Source organism: Bacillus sp. FSL K6-0972 (genome assembly GCF_037976035.1).
Lineage (GTDB): Bacteria > Bacillota > Bacilli > Bacillales > Bacillaceae > Bacillus > Bacillus haynesii.
The window spans coordinates 1,385,117-1,400,926 of the sequence record NZ_CP150260.1; the positions used below are offsets into that span (position 1 = coordinate 1,385,117).

The window sequence follows — 15,810 nt, forward strand, 5'->3', positions numbered from 1 at the left end:
CTTTGAACGACGAAACGGGATCTGTCATGAATTTCTTTTATCAAGTCTTTCCTGTCGTCTGTTATGAAAAGGAAATACCTGACCATTTTCAAATACCGTCGCTATATTTTCCTCCCCCTTCTGTTTTTGATGAGAATGATACGGTTTCAACATTTAAAAAAGTCTTCACCCTGAATGTGAAACTGTTTCACCATGATTCGCAGCAGGCTCACGATCATGCCGAGCGCATTGCAGACGCCGTAAGGGAAGCGCGGCACATCATACCGCTCATTGGCCGATCGGGTAAAGGCACAGGGGACAGCTTGAGGATCAGCCGGATCGAGACGAGGATAGGGGATTCCGGCACCGCGTCCATTATTATTCAATGGAACAGCCGCTATTGGTACAGACGGGAAAACGAACTTTCTCTGGAAACAATTGATTTTACAAACGGGGTGAAATAATTGACAGTCAGCAAAAAAACAAAGACAGAAGCAAAAAAGGCGCCTCAAGAGGAACGTGAAGCGCTGTTCTACATCGAAGATCTGAGGGAGCACGCGAAAGAGCTCTTCGGCATTAAACCGGAAGTTCTCGACGGTGCTCTTTTTCATGTGAAAGAAGAGCAGATTTCAAAACCTGAGGCAAGTCAGCTTATTCAAACATTTTTAGCCAAGGAGGTCATGAATTAATGAACGGCGGAACATTTACACCAGGCAAAGAAAAAGATCGTGCCGGCATTTATTTTAATTTTAAAACGACAGCAGAGGAACGGGTTTCCGTCGGGGACCGCGGCACAGTTGCCCTCCCTGTCGTCATGAGCTGGGGGGAGCCGAAAACATTCGTATCGATTTCCAGCATTGAAGATTTAAATAAAAAAGTAGGATTGAACATCGATGATCCGTCTCTTCTGCTTTTCCGCGAAGCGAAGAAAAACGCACAGACCGTTTTGCTATACCGTCTGAACACAGGGGCGCCGGCGAAAGCCCAAATCGGCGAAACGCTGAGCGTAACGGCAAAATACGGGGGCGAGAAAGGAAACGACATCTCGATCCGCATTTCCGAAAATGTGCTCGATTCTAAAAAGTTTGATGTCACAACCTTTGTCGGAACAGATGAAGCTGACCGACAAACCGTCAAAACGGCAGAAGAGCTTACCTCAAATGCGTACGTCGCGTTTCAAGGGGAAGGCGCGCTTGAACTGACAGCGGGCACAAAGCTGGAAGGCGGAGAGAACGGAACAGCAAGCGTTGCCGATTACACCGCGTTTTTGGATGCTGCCGAAACGGAATACTTCAATACGATCGCACTTCCGGTTGCAGACAATGAACAGCTGAAAGCCACTTTTGCTGCTTTCATCAAACGCCTTCGCGACAAGCAGGGCCAGAAAGTCCAAGGCGTTGTCGCCGATTATGCCGGAGATTATGAAGGCATCATTAATGTAACGGGAGGCGTCGTGCTGGAAGACGGCACAGAAATCACTCCTGAAAAAGCGACGGCATGGGTTGCCGGAGCAAGCGCAGGCGCGACTTTTAACCAGTCGCTCACATTTGTCGAATACGAAGGAGCTGTTGATGTCCTGGACCGTCTGGATGAAGACCAGGTCATCGAACGTCTGAAAAAAGGCGAGTTTTTATTTACGTTTGATGCACGCGATCAATCGGTCAGCGTCGAAAAAGACATCAATTCTTTAACGAGCTTCACTGCCGATAAGAACAAAAAATTCTCGAAAAATAAAATCATCCGCGTTCTCGATGGAGTCAACAATGACCTGACCCGCGAATTAAAGGCTTTAATCAAAGCACGAAAAGCAAGCGGCAGCGATATCCCTGCATCAGATGATGGTTTGCAGTACGTCAAAACGCTGATCATTCAGTATATGACGGCGCTTCAGGAAGCCGGCGGCATCACCGGTTTTGATTCTGAAAGCGATATTGCCATTACACTGAATGAAGACCGCGACGGGTTTTTAATTGATTTGGCCGTTCAGCCGGTTGATGCAGCAGAAAAATTCTACTTTAATGTGGAGGTAAAATAATATGGCATTAAAAGCGCAAAACACGATTTCCGGAAAAGAAGGCCGTCTTTTTCTCGACGGACAAGAGATGGCTCACATCAAAACATTTGAGGCAAACGTCGAAAAGAATAAAGCTGAAGTCAATATTATGGGCCGCCGCATGACGGGCCATAAGACAACAGGTGCAAACGGCACTGGAACGGCGACATTTTATAAAGTCACATCTCAATTTGTCACATTAATGATGAACTATGTGAAAAAAGGCGAAGACCCGTATTTCACGCTCCAGGCCGTCCTTGACGACCAGTCATCAGGCCGCGGAACGGAACGGGTCACACTGTATGACGTGAATTTTGACTCAGCCAAAATCGCCGGCCTTGACGTCGACTCAGAAGCGCTCGAAGAAGAAGTTCCGTTCACATTTGAAGATTTTGACGTTCCCGAAAAACTGAAAGATACGTTTTAAAAAAGAGCCCCGTATCCCGGTTTTCAAACATAGGCTGCAAAGGCTGGTCTTAAAGAAGGAAGCCGATTCAGTAGTCAGGACATATGACACCAAGCACTCTCGCCAAGCCGAGGGTGCTTTTTCATTGCCAATTTAAAAATTGAATGTTAAAGGAGCAAGCAGACATGAGTGAAAAACAAGAAGAAAAAGTATATGATTTATCCTTTTTTATGCCGGGACAAACCGTTGAAGCCGAAGAAATCAAAGTGCCGATCTCAAAGCGGTTCGTCGATAAAAAGGGCAATGTCATTCCGTTTGTGTTTAAGCCGATTACAACCGAGCGCATTGACGAGCTTGAAAAAGAAAATACAACTTATAAAAACATCAAAGGCAGAGGCCGCGTCAAGGATCTCGACACCCAGCGCTTTTACGCCAGAATCGCCATTGAATCGACGATCTATCCTGATTTCCGTTCAAAGGAATTAAGAGAAGCCTATAAAACGGCCGACCCGGTCGAAGTGGCCAAACGCGTTCTCTCTGTCGGAGGGGAATATGCGAACTGGCTCAACAAAGCGATTGAAATCAACGGCTTTGAAGACGATCTTGAAGATCTGGAAGAAGAAGCAAAAAACTAATCAAGGATGGGAATAAAGAAGCGGTGTATCTCTATTTCGCGATGCACGAACTTCACTATTCTCCATCCCAGCTCCGGGAGCTGTACGAAGCCCCAAAACCGTTTAAAGCATTATTATACGGACTCATCAGCTACAAACTTCAGATCCTGGAAAAAGAAGCGCGGAAAGGAGGTACATAATCCATGGCAAAACTGACGGCACGTTTTGAACTTGAAGACCGGGTGTCTAAGAAGCTGCGGAGGATTCAGAAGGGGTTTAAAGACCTGGAAAAAAGACAAAAAAAGCTCAGCCGCCCGTTCACAATGCAAATAAAAACGAAAACAGCAGAGAAAACATTGAAAAAACTAAATGTTTTCTTAAAAGCCAACCTGAAATCATGGCAGCTTGAAATTTCAGCAGTTGATAAGGCCGGCAGAACCATCGACAATATTTCAAATCAGCTCAAACAAAAGCTGCCTGACAACTATCAATTTTCAATTGTAATAAATGATCAGGCGACACCGGGCATTCAAAAGATCAGAAGCATCATGTCTGATTTGGCATCGGCTGAATACTTCTTAACTGCAGCCGTTAACGACCGAGTCACCCCGGCAGTTCAAAAAATTTACGGCTACATGAAAGGTGCATTGCAAAAAGGATACTCTGCAACCCTCTATGTCATTGATAAAATCACCCAGACAGCCAGCAGGATTTCCTCCTATTTGAAAAATCATTTAGCAAGGGAATATCAGGCCACCCTTACGATTAACGACCAGGCCACCGCGAAATTGAATGCCTTGCAAAAAAAGCTCGATGATATTGAAAAGAAAAGAACAAAAAATGATCAAGGAATGCAAAGCTCAAAAACAGACGAGAAAAATGAATCAGGCAAATCTCCTGAGGCTAGTCAGGCAAGTTCCATTTGGGATACGGTTTTGCAAAAAGGGAAAGAGAAACTTGGAGAACTAACTAATTTTGGAAAAGGAAAGCTCGCAACATGGTGGCAGGGTAAAATAGATGAATATAAAAAAAAGACAGTCGAAAGATTAAAAGAAAAAATTGCTGAAAAAATCTCAATTAATCCTGAAAAAATGATGGATAACCTATTTGATAAAGGCTTGGATAAGCTTCTGGGAAAAAGCAATAAAAAGAAAGACAACAAAGAAAATGCCACAAAAAAACCTGTGAAATGTGTATGTTGTTGCTGCGGTAAAAGGGGAAGGTCTTTAACAAACGATCCGAAAACGAGCAAAAAGCCAGGTAGCAAAGGCGAAAAGTCCGACAATAAAACAGGTTCAAAACAAAATCGAACAAAGAAGCCGGGCGGAAAGTTCCTTAAAGGGCTTGGCAAGTTTGGAAAAGGTGTCGGGAAAAAAGTTCCGTACCTTGGAGCTGCACTGTCTGCGACAGAATTACTAGATATGAACAAAGAAAACGCAGGCGAAAAAGTCGGTTCAGCAGGCGGAGGAATTGCCGGCGGTTTAGCTGGTGCAGCAGCAGGTGCGGCAATTGGCACAGCTATTCTCCCTGTGGGGGGAACGGCAATCGGCGGTGCTATTGGAGGCTTAATCGGAAGTACAGGCGGCTCAAGCATCGGTGAATATTTCGGGAAGATGTTCGATGACAACGGCGGTGTCGAGAAAGCGTGGAATACGATAAAAGATAAATCGGCTGAGGCACTCGGAGCCATTCAAGAAAACTGGTCGATGATAGCAGGTTGGTTTACAGATAACGTCTGGAATCCGGTTGTCGGCAAGGTGGTCGAAGTAGCGACAGGGATCTGGAATCAACTGACAACAGCCTGGACGATGATTCAGGAAACATTCATGACAGTGGCGGGCTGGTTTGCGGAAAATGTCTGGAATCCGATTGTCGGCAAGGTGATCGAAGTAGCGACAGGGATCTGGAATCAGCTGACAACAGCCTGGACGATGATTCAAGAAACATTCATGGTTGTCGCCGGCTGGTTTGCAGAGAATGTCTGGGATCCGGTCGTGGGCAAAGTCATTGAAGTAGCGACAGGGATCTGGAATCAGCTGACAACAGCCTGGACGATGATTCAAGAGACATTCACGGTTGTCGCCGGTTGGTTTGCGGAAAATGTTTGGAACCCCGTGGTTTCAAAAGTCATTGAAGTGGCAACCGGAATATGGGATCGTTTTCAATTCACATGGAACATGATCAAAAGAATTTGGGGCGCGGTTTCCTCATGGTTTATAAATACGGTTTGGAATCCGTTAAAAAATACGTTCTCAACCGTAAAAGAAGCGATTGGAGAAAAATTTCAAGCGGCCAAAAAAACCGTAACAGACATTTGGGAAGGCGTCGCCGGCTGGTTTGAGAAAAATATTCAAAAGCCAATTGTAAAGATTGCAGGATTGATAAGCGACGGTTTTGAGAAAGCATTCGGCTGGGTAGGCAAAATATGGGAAAAGGTTGGCGGCGGTATTGATGCCGTCATCAACTTCATGACAGGAGAAGATCCTGATAAAAATGCCACAGGCGGCTACATCACAAAACCGACCATCTCCTGGATCGGTGAAGCCGGAAACGAATTCGTCATCCCGACGGAAAACAACCGGGGACGCGGGAAGATGCTGCTTGCCCAGGCCGCGACCAAGCTCGGTATGCGTGTTGTTGACGACATGGGAGCCGCGGCGGGAGACGGGGGAACTTCTTCTCCGGTTTCAAGCACAGCTTCATATTCGGCTTCTGTGTCGCCTGCTGTCGGCGTCGGGAATATAGAGGCAGAGGCGCAGGCTTTCGGCCGGGAATTCACCGGCGGTTTTGACAAAGGGATCGGCTCAAACGCTCCTTCCCTTAATCAATGGAAGCAAAAAAACATCAGCAAGCCGTTTAGCAGCCTGCCGGCAGAATCGTCTAACTACGGAAAACAGACGGTTGCCGGGTTCGCTTCCGGGCAAAATGCTTCCGCGACCGGAACCGGCGGTTTTCTTCAAGCAAAAGTAAATGCGCCTTATCAAACAACGGTGAAAACGTCATCTTCCTGGGGCGCAAATACAGTCAGAAACTTTGCATCCGGGCAAAATGCGACACCGACCGGGACGTCACAGTATGTTGATAAAAATATCAACAAGCCGTTCCTTGATTCGAAACAGTCGGCTGCAGGCTGGGGATCGGGAATGGTCGGACACTTTATCAGCGGCATGAATGGAAAAGGCAGCGAAGTTTCTCAAGCTGCAAAAAACTTGGCGAAAAAAGTGGAAAAAGCGTTCCGCGAAGAACTAGATATTCATTCTCCGTCCCGGGTTATGATGAGTCTCGGGCGTTTCGCGTCGGTCGGGATTGTCAAAGGTTTAAGCTCTGTCGATGTCAAAAGTTTTGCGGAAAAACAAGCGGGCTCACTGGCAGCTTCGTTTTCCGGAATCGGCGCCGTCGGCGGAAATGTAAAGTCGTGGCTGATGCAGGCGATCATGGCTACCGGTTCACCGGTGTCGTGGCTACAGCCGCTTTCTGTCATTGCTCAAAAGGAATCCGGCGGAAATCCGCGCGCCTATAACGGCTGGGACATTAACGCTAAGCGGGGGGACCCGAGCAGAGGCTTGATGCAGACGATCGGCCAAACGTTTAATGCTTACAAAGGAAAAGGAATGAATGATATTTTCAATCCTGTTCACAACGCGGTAGCGGCCATCAACTACATCAAATCGCGATACGGGTCGCCATTTAACACCCCAGGGATTAAAAGCATGGCAAGAGGCGGAGCTTATAAAGGCTATGCCAACGGTGGCCTGATCACTAGCGAGCAGATCGCCCGCGTGGGTGAAGGCGGCAAGCGCGAATGGATCATTCCCGAAGAACGCGGCATCCGCGGCAGATATCTGCTTCAGCGGGCTGCAGGCGCGCTCGGGATGGAAGTGCATGACCCGGCTGAAGGGTCAGGTTCAATTTCAAACGGTCAGGCGGCTGCAGCCACCGCAGGTGGGGCACGATCCCGGCAGCCGGCTGAAAGCGGCGTCAAAGAAGTCAACATCTATATTACCGGAGACAATCATTATCACAGTGAGCGCGACCAGGAAACATTGATTGCGAAAATCAAGCGCGCTCTTGTCGATGAGCTTGAACGGGATATTCATATTGGGACGAAAGGAAGCGTAGCTTATGACTAAATCCGTGTACGAATTTTGGCTGACACAAGGAAAGGAAAAGCTGCGCCTCCCTGTGCTTCCCGAGCAGCTTGACGTCAGCAATAATCTTGCCAACGAATCTGTAAAGGTGTCAAAATTCGGCGAGGTCACCTTTATCAATGAACCGGGAGCAAAGACGATTTCATTTTCGTCTCATTTTCCGAAAAAGTATTCTCCGCTCTCCGAATACAAAGGGTTTCTTTCGCCGGAGAACGCGATTCTCAAAATTGAGAAGTGGATGAAAGCAAAAAAACCGGTTCAATTTCTCGTGACGGGAACGAAGATCAATTTCACATGCAGCATCGAAAACTTTTCGCATCGTGAGGGTGAAAAGGATATTGGCGACCGCGATTTTGATCTCACATTAAAAGAATATCAAACAGCATCACCTCGGAAGATCAAACAAAAAAAGAAAACGAAGAAAAAACGGCCGTCCAAACCGGCTCCAAAAATGTACACTGTCAAAAAAGGCGATACGCTCTGGCACATCGCAGGCCGTTTTTACGGAAACAGCCAGGAATGGCGGAAAATTTGGAATGCGAACAAACAGGCGATGATCAAACGAAGCAAGCGAAATATCAAACAGCCGGGGCACTGGATTTTTCCGGGGCAAAAGCTGAAAATACCATAAAACGAAGCGCCGGGTGAACCGGCGTTTTTCTGTTAAATCAAAAGCAGGGGATAGCGATGATCGAATTATTTGTCATAAAAGAAAGCGAATGGTATGAACTTGTCACCGAAAGCGTCACCTTGGAAGGAGAAAGGTACCAGGCCCCTCGTTCGATCGAAGCGTCGATTGTGATCAAGCAGGGAAGCCACAAATATTACAGCGTGCAGGAAGGCGATACCGTTTTATTTAAATGGAAAGGAAAAGAACTGTTTCGCGGAATTGTTTTCAGCAGGGTGCCGAAAGAATATACGCTTACGTTTAAAGCGTACGACATGCTTCAGTACTTGGTGAAAAATCAGGATGTATATGTATTCTCGAACAAAACGGCCGCTGACATTGTCAAACGAATTGCGAGCGACTTTCAAATTCCCAAAGGCGCTATTGCAAACACGGGGCATACGATTAAATCGCTCGTCTTTAAAGACAATACGAGCCTATATGACATCATTTTAAAAGCGCTGCGGGAAACAAAAAAGCAAACCGGAAAAAACTATCAGCTGTATGCCGAAAAGGGAAAGCTGTGTTTAAGAGCGTGGCCCGAACCGGAGAATATCTGGGTTTTGGAAACGGGTGTGAACATTACGGATTACACTTACAGTACGTCAATTGATGAAACAGCAACCCGGGTGAAACTGAGAAAGCAGAAAGATAACAAAACCTATACCGCATCCGCCAGCGATGAAGCCGGTATGAAAAAATTCGGCGTACTCCAGTACACAGAGACGGTTTCGGATGATATTAACGAGGCGCAACTGCGCGACCGGGCGAAGAAGATACAGGCGGAAAAGAAAGGCGTCAAAAAAGAGCTGAAAAGCATACAGGCGCTCGGCATACCGGAAGTTCAAAGCGGACTGCCGGTTTATATATCGATTCCGGAAGCGGGCATTAAAGGGACCTATTGGGTTGATAAAGATAAACACGATTTTACAGGGACAAAGCATGTGATGACGATTGATGTCGTCGCTAAAAACACCATACCTGAAGGAGCGTCTTCATGAAATTAAGCGATGCGATAAAAGAGCTGGCTCTTGGAGCCGTAAACGCTGAATCGCCTGTTGATGTCATGCCGGCTGAAGTCGTGTCCGCTTCTCCGCTTAAGCTGAAGCTCCGCAATCATGATAAATTGGTGATCCCCTCCGACTTACTGGTGGTGGCCAGGCATTTGACAGAACATACGGAACAGATCCGGATTGACGGAGAAGACAAAACGATTCGCTTTTACAATCAATTGCATGCCGGCGACCACGTGATGATTGCGGCCATGCCTGGAGGGCAGTCGTTTTTTGTGATTGACAGGATATAGGAGTAGGAGGTGGCTCGGGTGGCTCTTTCACCGGAAGTATCTTTTGAAGATATCGAGGATGACAGCGAAGTGATTGAGACTTCAAAAACGTACAAAATTGATTTTGAAACAGGCAGGATGACGGGTGATATGATTTCAGGACTCGAAGCGGTCGAACAAATGGTTTACATGGCGCTGAGAACTGAGCGCTACGCATACGCCGTTTACAGCCATAACATCGGAAATGAGCTGCAGGAGGTTCTTTCAGATCATGAAACGACCGACGCTTATAAAGAAATGGAGATACCGAGACTGATTGAGGAAGCCCTCATATACGACGACCGAATTTCTGCGGTAACCGATTTCGAGATTGAGCGTCAAGGCGATGCCTTCCACGTGTCCTTTTCGGTTGAAACCGATGAAGGGACGCTGGAAATCGAGGAGGTGATAGGGGAAGATGTTTGAAAACCAGACATTTGAAGAGATCATGGAACGCATGCTTGAGCGGGTTTCAGATGAGATTGACAAGCGTGAAAACAGCGTTATTTGGAATGCGCTTGCCCCGGCAGCTGCCGAGCTGGCGCTTTCTTATATTTGGCTTGATCAAGTGCTGAATTTGGTTTATGCGGATACGGCTGAAGGCGAATATTTGGACAGAAGGGCGGCTGAGGCCGGTCTTGAGCGCTATCGGGCGTCAAAAGCCATTTGGTCTGCGGCATTTACGGATGGAGTATCGGTTCCCCCCGGAACCCGTTTCTTTCTGGAAGACTTATATTTTACCATGCTCGAAGACGGCAAGCTGGAATGTGAAACAGCCGGGACAAAAGGAAACGCCAATTTTTCGGGGCGGCCTTTGCTTCCGCTCGATACCATTCCCGGACTTGAAAAAGCGGTTATGGGAAGGCTTGAAATTCCCGGCCGTGACGAGGAGACGGATGAATCCCTGTATGAAAGGTATTTGATCCGCGTCCGTAGGGAAGCAGTCAGCGCGAATCAGCTGCATTACAAACAATGGGCCGAAGAAGTGGACGGCGTCGGCAAAGCGAAGGTCTTTCCGCTGTGGAATGGCGAGGGAACCGTAAAAGTTGTCATTACAAACGCCAAAATGGAGCCAGCCTCTGACGCATTAATCGAAAGAGTCAAGCAGTATATCGATCCCGATCCAGGCAAAGGGGAAGGTATGGCGCCGATCGGAGCTTATACCGCAGTTGAAAGCGCGGTATGGAAAGACGTGAGCATATCTGCAAAAATCATACCTGAATCAGGCCGGACGATCGATGAGGCCAAACAGGAAATTGAAGAAAAAATCACAGAATTGTTTAAAGAAATGGCCTTTAAAGAAAGTGTCATCCGTCTCTCGCAGATCAACAATATGATCTATAAATCGTCCTCTGTCAGTGACTATTCGGAAGTCTTCATCAACGGGGAAGCGAAAAATCTGCAGTTGACAGAAACGGAAATTCCAAAGCTGGGGCAGGTGACCATCATTGAGCAAGATTGATGAAATGGCTTTTCATCTGCCGCCATACTTGACGGAAATCCGGGAGATTCAAGAAATTATAACGGCTGAAGCGCCTGAATTTGAAAGGCAAAATCAAGAGATTTTCGATATGACGGACCAGCTTTTCGTCACGACGGCCACATGGGGGCTGGACAGGTGGGAAAAGATTTTGAATGTCAGACGCGAGGCTTCAGACGGCGTCGATATTCGAAGGGCCCGTCTGTTAACCAAGATGTCCAATATTCCGCCGATTACAAGCCGCTCGATCGAGCGAGCGGTTAATGCTTTTTTAAAACAGCCGTCTGCCTCCGTCAGACTGACGGCCGGACGGTATCATTTTTTGCTGAGTGTAAACGGTGAAGATCTGCAGTTTATACCTTCGATCATTCAAACCGTCAATCATATGAAGCCCGCCCATTTGGCTTATACATTCCGGGGCGGGTTTCATTATGAATGTCGGCCGCCGAAAAGCGTTCATAACAGGCTCGTTTTAAGAAGTGAAAACGGCTTTTTCGGTACGATACCGGTCTATTTGGACGGACAGTATCTGCTTGATGATGCATTCTACTTGAACGGTTTTCGAGAAATCGACGGTCTGCCCCGCAGGTTTAAACAGCAGCTCACACTGCGCCACAAGAAGCGGCAAAACATTCGGTCCGCCTCGAGCTTTACAATGAAGGCGGCCGCTGAAAACCGGTGGAAACAGCAAGCAAAAGCAGGCATGAAAACCGGCATCAGCAATCAAAACAAACAGGTCCAATCCCTCAAAATCAGCTGCAAATGCGAGCATGAATTTAAGCAAGCAGGCGCGCTTGAAATGAGAGAGAAGTGGTGGACGCTAAACGGCGCATTTTTGCTCGACGGTACAAAGCAGCTGGCAGCAGCGGCGCAAAAAATCGCATTGTAAAGGAGAAATCAAAATGGCACAACAATTAACAGTGACAACGCTTTATGCAAGACAGCAAATGGCAAAAGCACGGGCTGAGGGCGGCAAGCTCACCAAAATCACAAAAATGGCTTTCGGAAACGGAGGTACAAACGATAAAGGCGAACCTGTTCCTCTACAGGGCAACGAACAGGCGCTGAAAAACGAACTCCTGCAAAAGGACATCGACAGCTTTGTCTTCATGGAGCCGGCGAAAGTCCGCTATACATGTACATTGGGAGAAAGCGAACTGGCAGGGGAAACGATCAACGAGCTCGCCCTTGTTGATGAAGCCGGAAAATTTACAGCGGTCAGAACGATGACAGATAAGCAAAAAGACGGCGACATCGAGTTCGTCTTTGAAATCGACGACATTTATTAAAGGAGCTGAAACAAGGTGGACATCCAAAAACCGAGACGCCCGGTTCCTGTTTTTTATCCTAAATAAGAAAACAAAATACACCAGAGTGGTGCCAAACAGAAATAAAAAAAATACAGCAATAGTCATCACAATTGAATGAGAGGCGAAGACAGGATGGATATAAAAAGACCAATGAGTTTTAAAACAACAGATCGGGCACATGCTGATCTTTTTAATAAAGTTGTCGATCAGCTCAATGAAAATGATCAACTGATTGCAAACTATATTGATGAGATCGATCAAAAAACAGCAACAAAAAAAGAGCTAGATTCACATGTAAAAGACAGCACACTGCATATTACTGAAAATGATCGACACAAATGGAATGAGAGTCAATTGTTTAATATTACTCAGGAAGATGGGCAAGGAAAAATTAATATTCGTGAAAATGAAGATTTTCATGTGGTTCTCCCGCAGCATACAGGGCTTATTCATTTTACGGCGGAGTCAGGGGCACTAAACGGCCCAGGGCCTTCTATCAGGGGAATTTGGACATGTAATCCTGAGGGAAATGAAGGACAAATTATCGCTTTTGACAGAGCAAATAAAACCTATCGAAAATCAATTTCGGGAGGCAAATGGACGGAATGGACGGAATTGGAAACTACGGAAGGGTCTCAAACAAAAGTAGATGCTCATGCGGACAACCCCGACCTTCATATTTCCGTCCAAGAACGTAAAAAATGGAGTAGCGGACAATTATACAAGTTAACGAATGATCAAGGTTCAAGGACAAGATTACAAGGTGGAGCAGATATTCTAAAACTGCCGACCGGATTTTATGTTGCATTAGGGAATGAGGTGCAAAATAACCCGGTCCAAGATAGTTCCTGGTTTACCTATGATGTCATTGAGGCTGATGCAGAACGAAAAACAATATATGCATGGCGTACTTATGATAATACATTATGGCATGGATCTGTTCATTCTGATGGAATTTTCAAGGGATGGAAGCGAATTATAACAGCTGCTGATTTAGAGCCATCATGGACCGAAGTTCCCCTTAAGAACGGAGCTTCCCATGGTGATCGAAAGGTGCGTTGTGGTTTAATGGGCGGACTTCTAATATTAGAGGGGGAAATTGTGACAAAAAGGGGTGTTGTTTTTGGGACACTTCCGGAAGCCTATCGGCCGTCAAAATTTCGAAGCAGAATTGTTCCGATTTTCGGTACCACAGGGATGACTAAGTTATATATTGAACCTGATGGAAATATGAGATTGGAAGGCCAGATTGCAGATAAACTTGAGAACATTACATCTTACGGTTTAGATGAAGTGATTCCCCTTTAAAAAGTAAGGGGTTATAAATTTCGATAACATACTTTTTTGTCAGCATAATAAATATCGAGGTACAAGTGTAAAGGGGGGATAAGAGATGGTGCAATCAAACGATATTTTTCAGAAAGAGATTACAGAATTAAAGTCCGGGCAAAAAATACTCGAAAAACGCGTCAGTACACTCGAAAGAACATCAGACCGCCACGATCAGCAAATCATCTCGATTAACGAAAAGCTGAACAAAATCGAAGAGAATACAACTTGGATCAAGCGCAGCATCACAGGCGCGATTATTACAGCGGTCAGCACCGGCATCATCGGCGGCGCGATCGCTGTTTTTTATAATTTATTGCAGAAATAAGGGAGGACATCATCATGAAACATATGGACAAAGGCACGGTCGTCAGGACGGTGCTTCTTTTTATTGCGCTGGTCAATCAGACGTTGATCATGTTTGGAAAGCCGGTTTTACCGGTCACAGAAGATCAGATTCATACATTGGCGGATGCCCTCTATTCAGCCGGGTCTGCGGCTTTTACGATCGCTGCATCGCTGATTGCCTGGTATAAGAACAACTATGTGACAAGCAAAGGGAAAATGCAAAAAGAAGTTTTACAGAAAAAAGGTTTAACGAAATGAAGCTGCTTTTCAGGCGGCTTCCTGAATTGCATTTGAAAAGGAATGATGAAGTTTGGTCAAAGTAATCAAGAACTTTGTAAAAATCAATCAATACACCCGTCCCGGGCTGAAGCTTGCGGCAGTCAAAGGAATTGTCATGCATTGGACGGCGACGCCCGGGGCTTCGGCTTTGAATGAGCGCAATTATTTCAATGGCACCTGCATTGCTGACAAGCGTTATGCATCGGCTCACTATTTTGTCGACCGTCATGAGGCGCAGCATATTATTCCCGATCATGAAGTCGCTTATCATGCGCATGATCAAAACCGCTGCTATGTCAGCTTCCTAAAGCCGAATGCCAATACCACGGCGCTCGGGGTTGAAATGTGCGTAGAAAAAGACGGTACTATCCATGAAGAGACGATTCGCAATGCGGCAGAGCTTGTAGCGGATTTGTGCAAGACATACGGTTTGTCCGCAGATCGGATTGTCCGCCATTACGATGTCACCAACAAAAGCTGTCCAACCCCGTGGGTGAGAGATGCCGGCCAATTGTCAGCTTTCCGTAAAAGAGTAGATGCCCTTTTGGGAACGAAAACCGTATCCGTGTCGGCTGCCTCCACCAGCCAGACAAGTTCGTCATCTGGCATCATACTCAAAAAAGGAATGTCAGGCGCTCATGTGAAAAAGCTGCAAACGCGCTTGATCGCTGCCGGCTTTTCGCTGCCTAAATACGGGGCGGACGGAAGCTATGGAGACGAGACGGTGCAGGCGGTTGTTTCTTTACAAAAGAAAGCGGGAATTAAAGCCGACGGCATTTACGGCCCGTCAACTGAAAAAGCCCTCTCGGCCGCTGAAGCGTCAGCGGGCAGCAAGAGCAAAACGTGGACCCTCCCGGACGGTATTTATAAGGTGAAAAACCCGCTGATGAAAGGAACGGCCGTCACACAAATCCAGACAGCCCTTGCGGCTCTTTATTATTACCCTGATAAAGGGGCCAAAAACAACGGGATCGACGGATACTACGGAGTGAAGACGGCAAATGCGGTGAAACGTTTTCAGTTGATGTACGGTTTGGGAGCGGACGGGATATACGGACCGAAAACAAAAGCGAAAATGATGGCCTTCTTGAAATAAAGGAACTTTTAAAGTTCCTTTATATTTTTGAAATTTTCGAAAAACATCTATTCCACAACCATACTTGTATGGTAGTATGGCAGAGAGGAGGTGAGAGTCATGACAATGAAACAATTAAACCCGCGTTCTGTCAGAGACCAAATCTATCAGATGCTGAAAGAAGAAATCATGAAGTTTCGGCTTGTGCCGGGTGAGCTGATATCGGAAAAAGAGATTTCAGAACGGTATGAAGTCAGCCGCACTCCGGTCAGAGAGGCTTTTTTGCAGCTATCGAGAGAAGGGCTTCTCGAAGTCTATCCGCAGAAAGGAACCCGCGTATCGCTCATCGATCTTGACCTGGTGGAGGAAGCGAGGTTTATGCGGGAAAACCTGGAAAAGGCTGTAGCTGAACTGGCGTGTGAAGACTTTCCGCAGGAAGCTATGTTTAAGTTGGAACAGAATGTGAAGATGCAGGAATTATCGATCGCACAGAAAAACTATGAAAGTTTGTTTGAATTAGATGAAGCCTTTCATCAGACGATTTTTGAAGGCTGTGGAAAAGCGAATGTTTGGGCTGCGATTCAGCAGATGAACGTTCCCTTCCAAAGAATCCGCTTTTTAAGGCTTGCCGCCGATTTTAACTGGAACACCATTCATCAGCAGCACGCGGCATTAACAGAAGCGATTCATACAAAACAGAAGGCAAAAGCCAAGGAGATTGCCGAAGAGCATTTGCAGCTGGTTATCGTCGATAAAGAGATGCTCGTTGATGAGTTTCCCGGTTATTTCAAAAAGTAA

General features: G+C 46.4%; 19 protein-coding genes. All 19 read left to right on the forward strand.

The window, feature by feature from the left end; translation table 11 throughout:
• Nucleotides 1–2: 2 nt before the first annotated feature.
• Nucleotides 3–443, forward strand: a complete 441-nt coding sequence (locus MKX80_RS07050; protein ID WP_154994949.1) for a phage portal protein — start codon at nt 3–5, stop codon at nt 441–443.
• Nucleotides 444–668, forward strand: coding sequence for a hypothetical protein (locus MKX80_RS07055; RefSeq protein WP_154994951.1), 225 nt, complete (start codon nt 444–446; stop codon nt 666–668).
• Nucleotides 668–2,014 (forward strand): phage tail sheath family protein, encoded by a 1,347-nt coding sequence (locus tag MKX80_RS07060; RefSeq protein ID WP_268310213.1) that lies wholly within the window; start codon nt 668–670, stop codon nt 2,012–2,014. The genes MKX80_RS07055 and MKX80_RS07060 overlap by 1 nt, the downstream gene beginning before the upstream one ends.
• Before the next feature lies 1 nt (nt 2,015).
• Nucleotides 2,016–2,459 (forward strand): phage tail tube protein, encoded by a 444-nt coding sequence (locus tag MKX80_RS07065; RefSeq protein ID WP_020451024.1) that lies wholly within the window; start codon nt 2,016–2,018, stop codon nt 2,457–2,459.
• Nucleotides 2,460–2,623: 164 nt separating this feature from the next.
• A complete protein-coding gene (locus tag MKX80_RS07070; protein ID WP_003180832.1) occupies nt 2,624–3,073 on the forward strand; it encodes a phage portal protein in 450 nt (149 codons plus the stop codon).
• Between the two features lie 41 nt (nt 3,074–3,114).
• Entirely contained in the window at nt 3,115–3,252 is a 138-nt protein-coding gene (locus MKX80_RS07075; RefSeq protein WP_176276257.1) for a hypothetical protein, read from the forward strand.
• 3 nt (nt 3,253–3,255) lie between these two features.
• Complete coding sequence (locus MKX80_RS07080; RefSeq protein WP_268342665.1) at nt 3,256–7,182, forward strand: transglycosylase SLT domain-containing protein; 3,927 nt, start codon at nt 3,256–3,258, stop codon at nt 7,180–7,182.
• Nucleotides 7,175–7,831, forward strand: a complete 657-nt coding sequence (locus tag MKX80_RS07085) for a LysM peptidoglycan-binding domain-containing protein (RefSeq protein ID WP_003180838.1) — start codon at nt 7,175–7,177, stop codon at nt 7,829–7,831. The genes MKX80_RS07080 and MKX80_RS07085 overlap by 8 nt, the downstream gene beginning before the upstream one ends.
• A 56-nt stretch (nt 7,832–7,887) precedes the next feature.
• Nucleotides 7,888–8,868 (forward strand): phage portal protein, encoded by a 981-nt coding sequence (locus tag MKX80_RS07090; RefSeq protein WP_268342666.1) that lies wholly within the window; start codon nt 7,888–7,890, stop codon nt 8,866–8,868.
• Complete coding sequence (locus tag MKX80_RS07095; protein WP_154994959.1) at nt 8,865–9,173, forward strand: DUF2577 domain-containing protein; 309 nt, start codon at nt 8,865–8,867, stop codon at nt 9,171–9,173. The genes MKX80_RS07090 and MKX80_RS07095 overlap by 4 nt, the downstream gene beginning before the upstream one ends.
• An 18-nt stretch (nt 9,174–9,191) precedes the next feature.
• Nucleotides 9,192–9,617: a DUF2634 domain-containing protein gene (locus tag MKX80_RS07100; protein ID WP_043925288.1), complete on the forward strand. Its 426-nt coding sequence runs from the start codon at nt 9,192–9,194 to the stop codon at nt 9,615–9,617.
• Entirely contained in the window at nt 9,610–10,653 is a 1,044-nt protein-coding gene (locus MKX80_RS07105) for a baseplate J/gp47 family protein (protein ID WP_268327878.1), read from the forward strand. Before MKX80_RS07100 ends, MKX80_RS07105 begins: the two co-directional genes overlap by 8 nt.
• On the forward strand, nt 10,640–11,560 hold the full coding sequence (locus MKX80_RS07110) for a YmfQ family protein (protein ID WP_182070824.1): 921 nt from the start codon (nt 10,640–10,642) through the stop codon (nt 11,558–11,560). Before MKX80_RS07105 ends, MKX80_RS07110 begins: the two co-directional genes overlap by 14 nt.
• Nucleotides 11,561–11,573: 13 nt before the next feature.
• Nucleotides 11,574–11,960 (forward strand): phage tail protein, encoded by a 387-nt coding sequence (locus tag MKX80_RS07115; protein WP_268324576.1) that lies wholly within the window; start codon nt 11,574–11,576, stop codon nt 11,958–11,960.
• A gap of 153 nt (nt 11,961–12,113) precedes the next feature.
• Nucleotides 12,114–13,289 carry a hypothetical protein gene (locus MKX80_RS07120; protein ID WP_182070822.1) on the forward strand — a complete coding sequence of 392 codons (1,176 nt, stop codon included), beginning with the start codon at nt 12,114–12,116 and terminating at the stop codon, nt 13,287–13,289.
• 85 nt (nt 13,290–13,374) lie between these two features.
• Nucleotides 13,375–13,638 carry a hemolysin XhlA family protein gene (locus tag MKX80_RS07125; protein WP_176275900.1) on the forward strand — a complete coding sequence of 88 codons (264 nt, stop codon included), beginning with the start codon at nt 13,375–13,377 and terminating at the stop codon, nt 13,636–13,638.
• Nucleotides 13,639–13,652: 14 nt separating this feature from the next.
• Nucleotides 13,653–13,916: a phage holin gene (locus MKX80_RS07130; protein ID WP_154994969.1), complete on the forward strand. Its 264-nt coding sequence runs from the start codon at nt 13,653–13,655 to the stop codon at nt 13,914–13,916.
• A gap of 52 nt (nt 13,917–13,968) precedes the next feature.
• Nucleotides 13,969–15,033, forward strand: a complete 1,065-nt coding sequence (locus tag MKX80_RS07135; protein WP_268342667.1) for an N-acetylmuramoyl-L-alanine amidase — start codon at nt 13,969–13,971, stop codon at nt 15,031–15,033.
• Nucleotides 15,034–15,132: 99 nt separating this feature from the next.
• Nucleotides 15,133–15,810 carry a GntR family transcriptional regulator gene (locus tag MKX80_RS07140; protein ID WP_268310231.1) on the forward strand — a complete coding sequence of 226 codons (678 nt, stop codon included), beginning with the start codon at nt 15,133–15,135 and terminating at the stop codon, nt 15,808–15,810.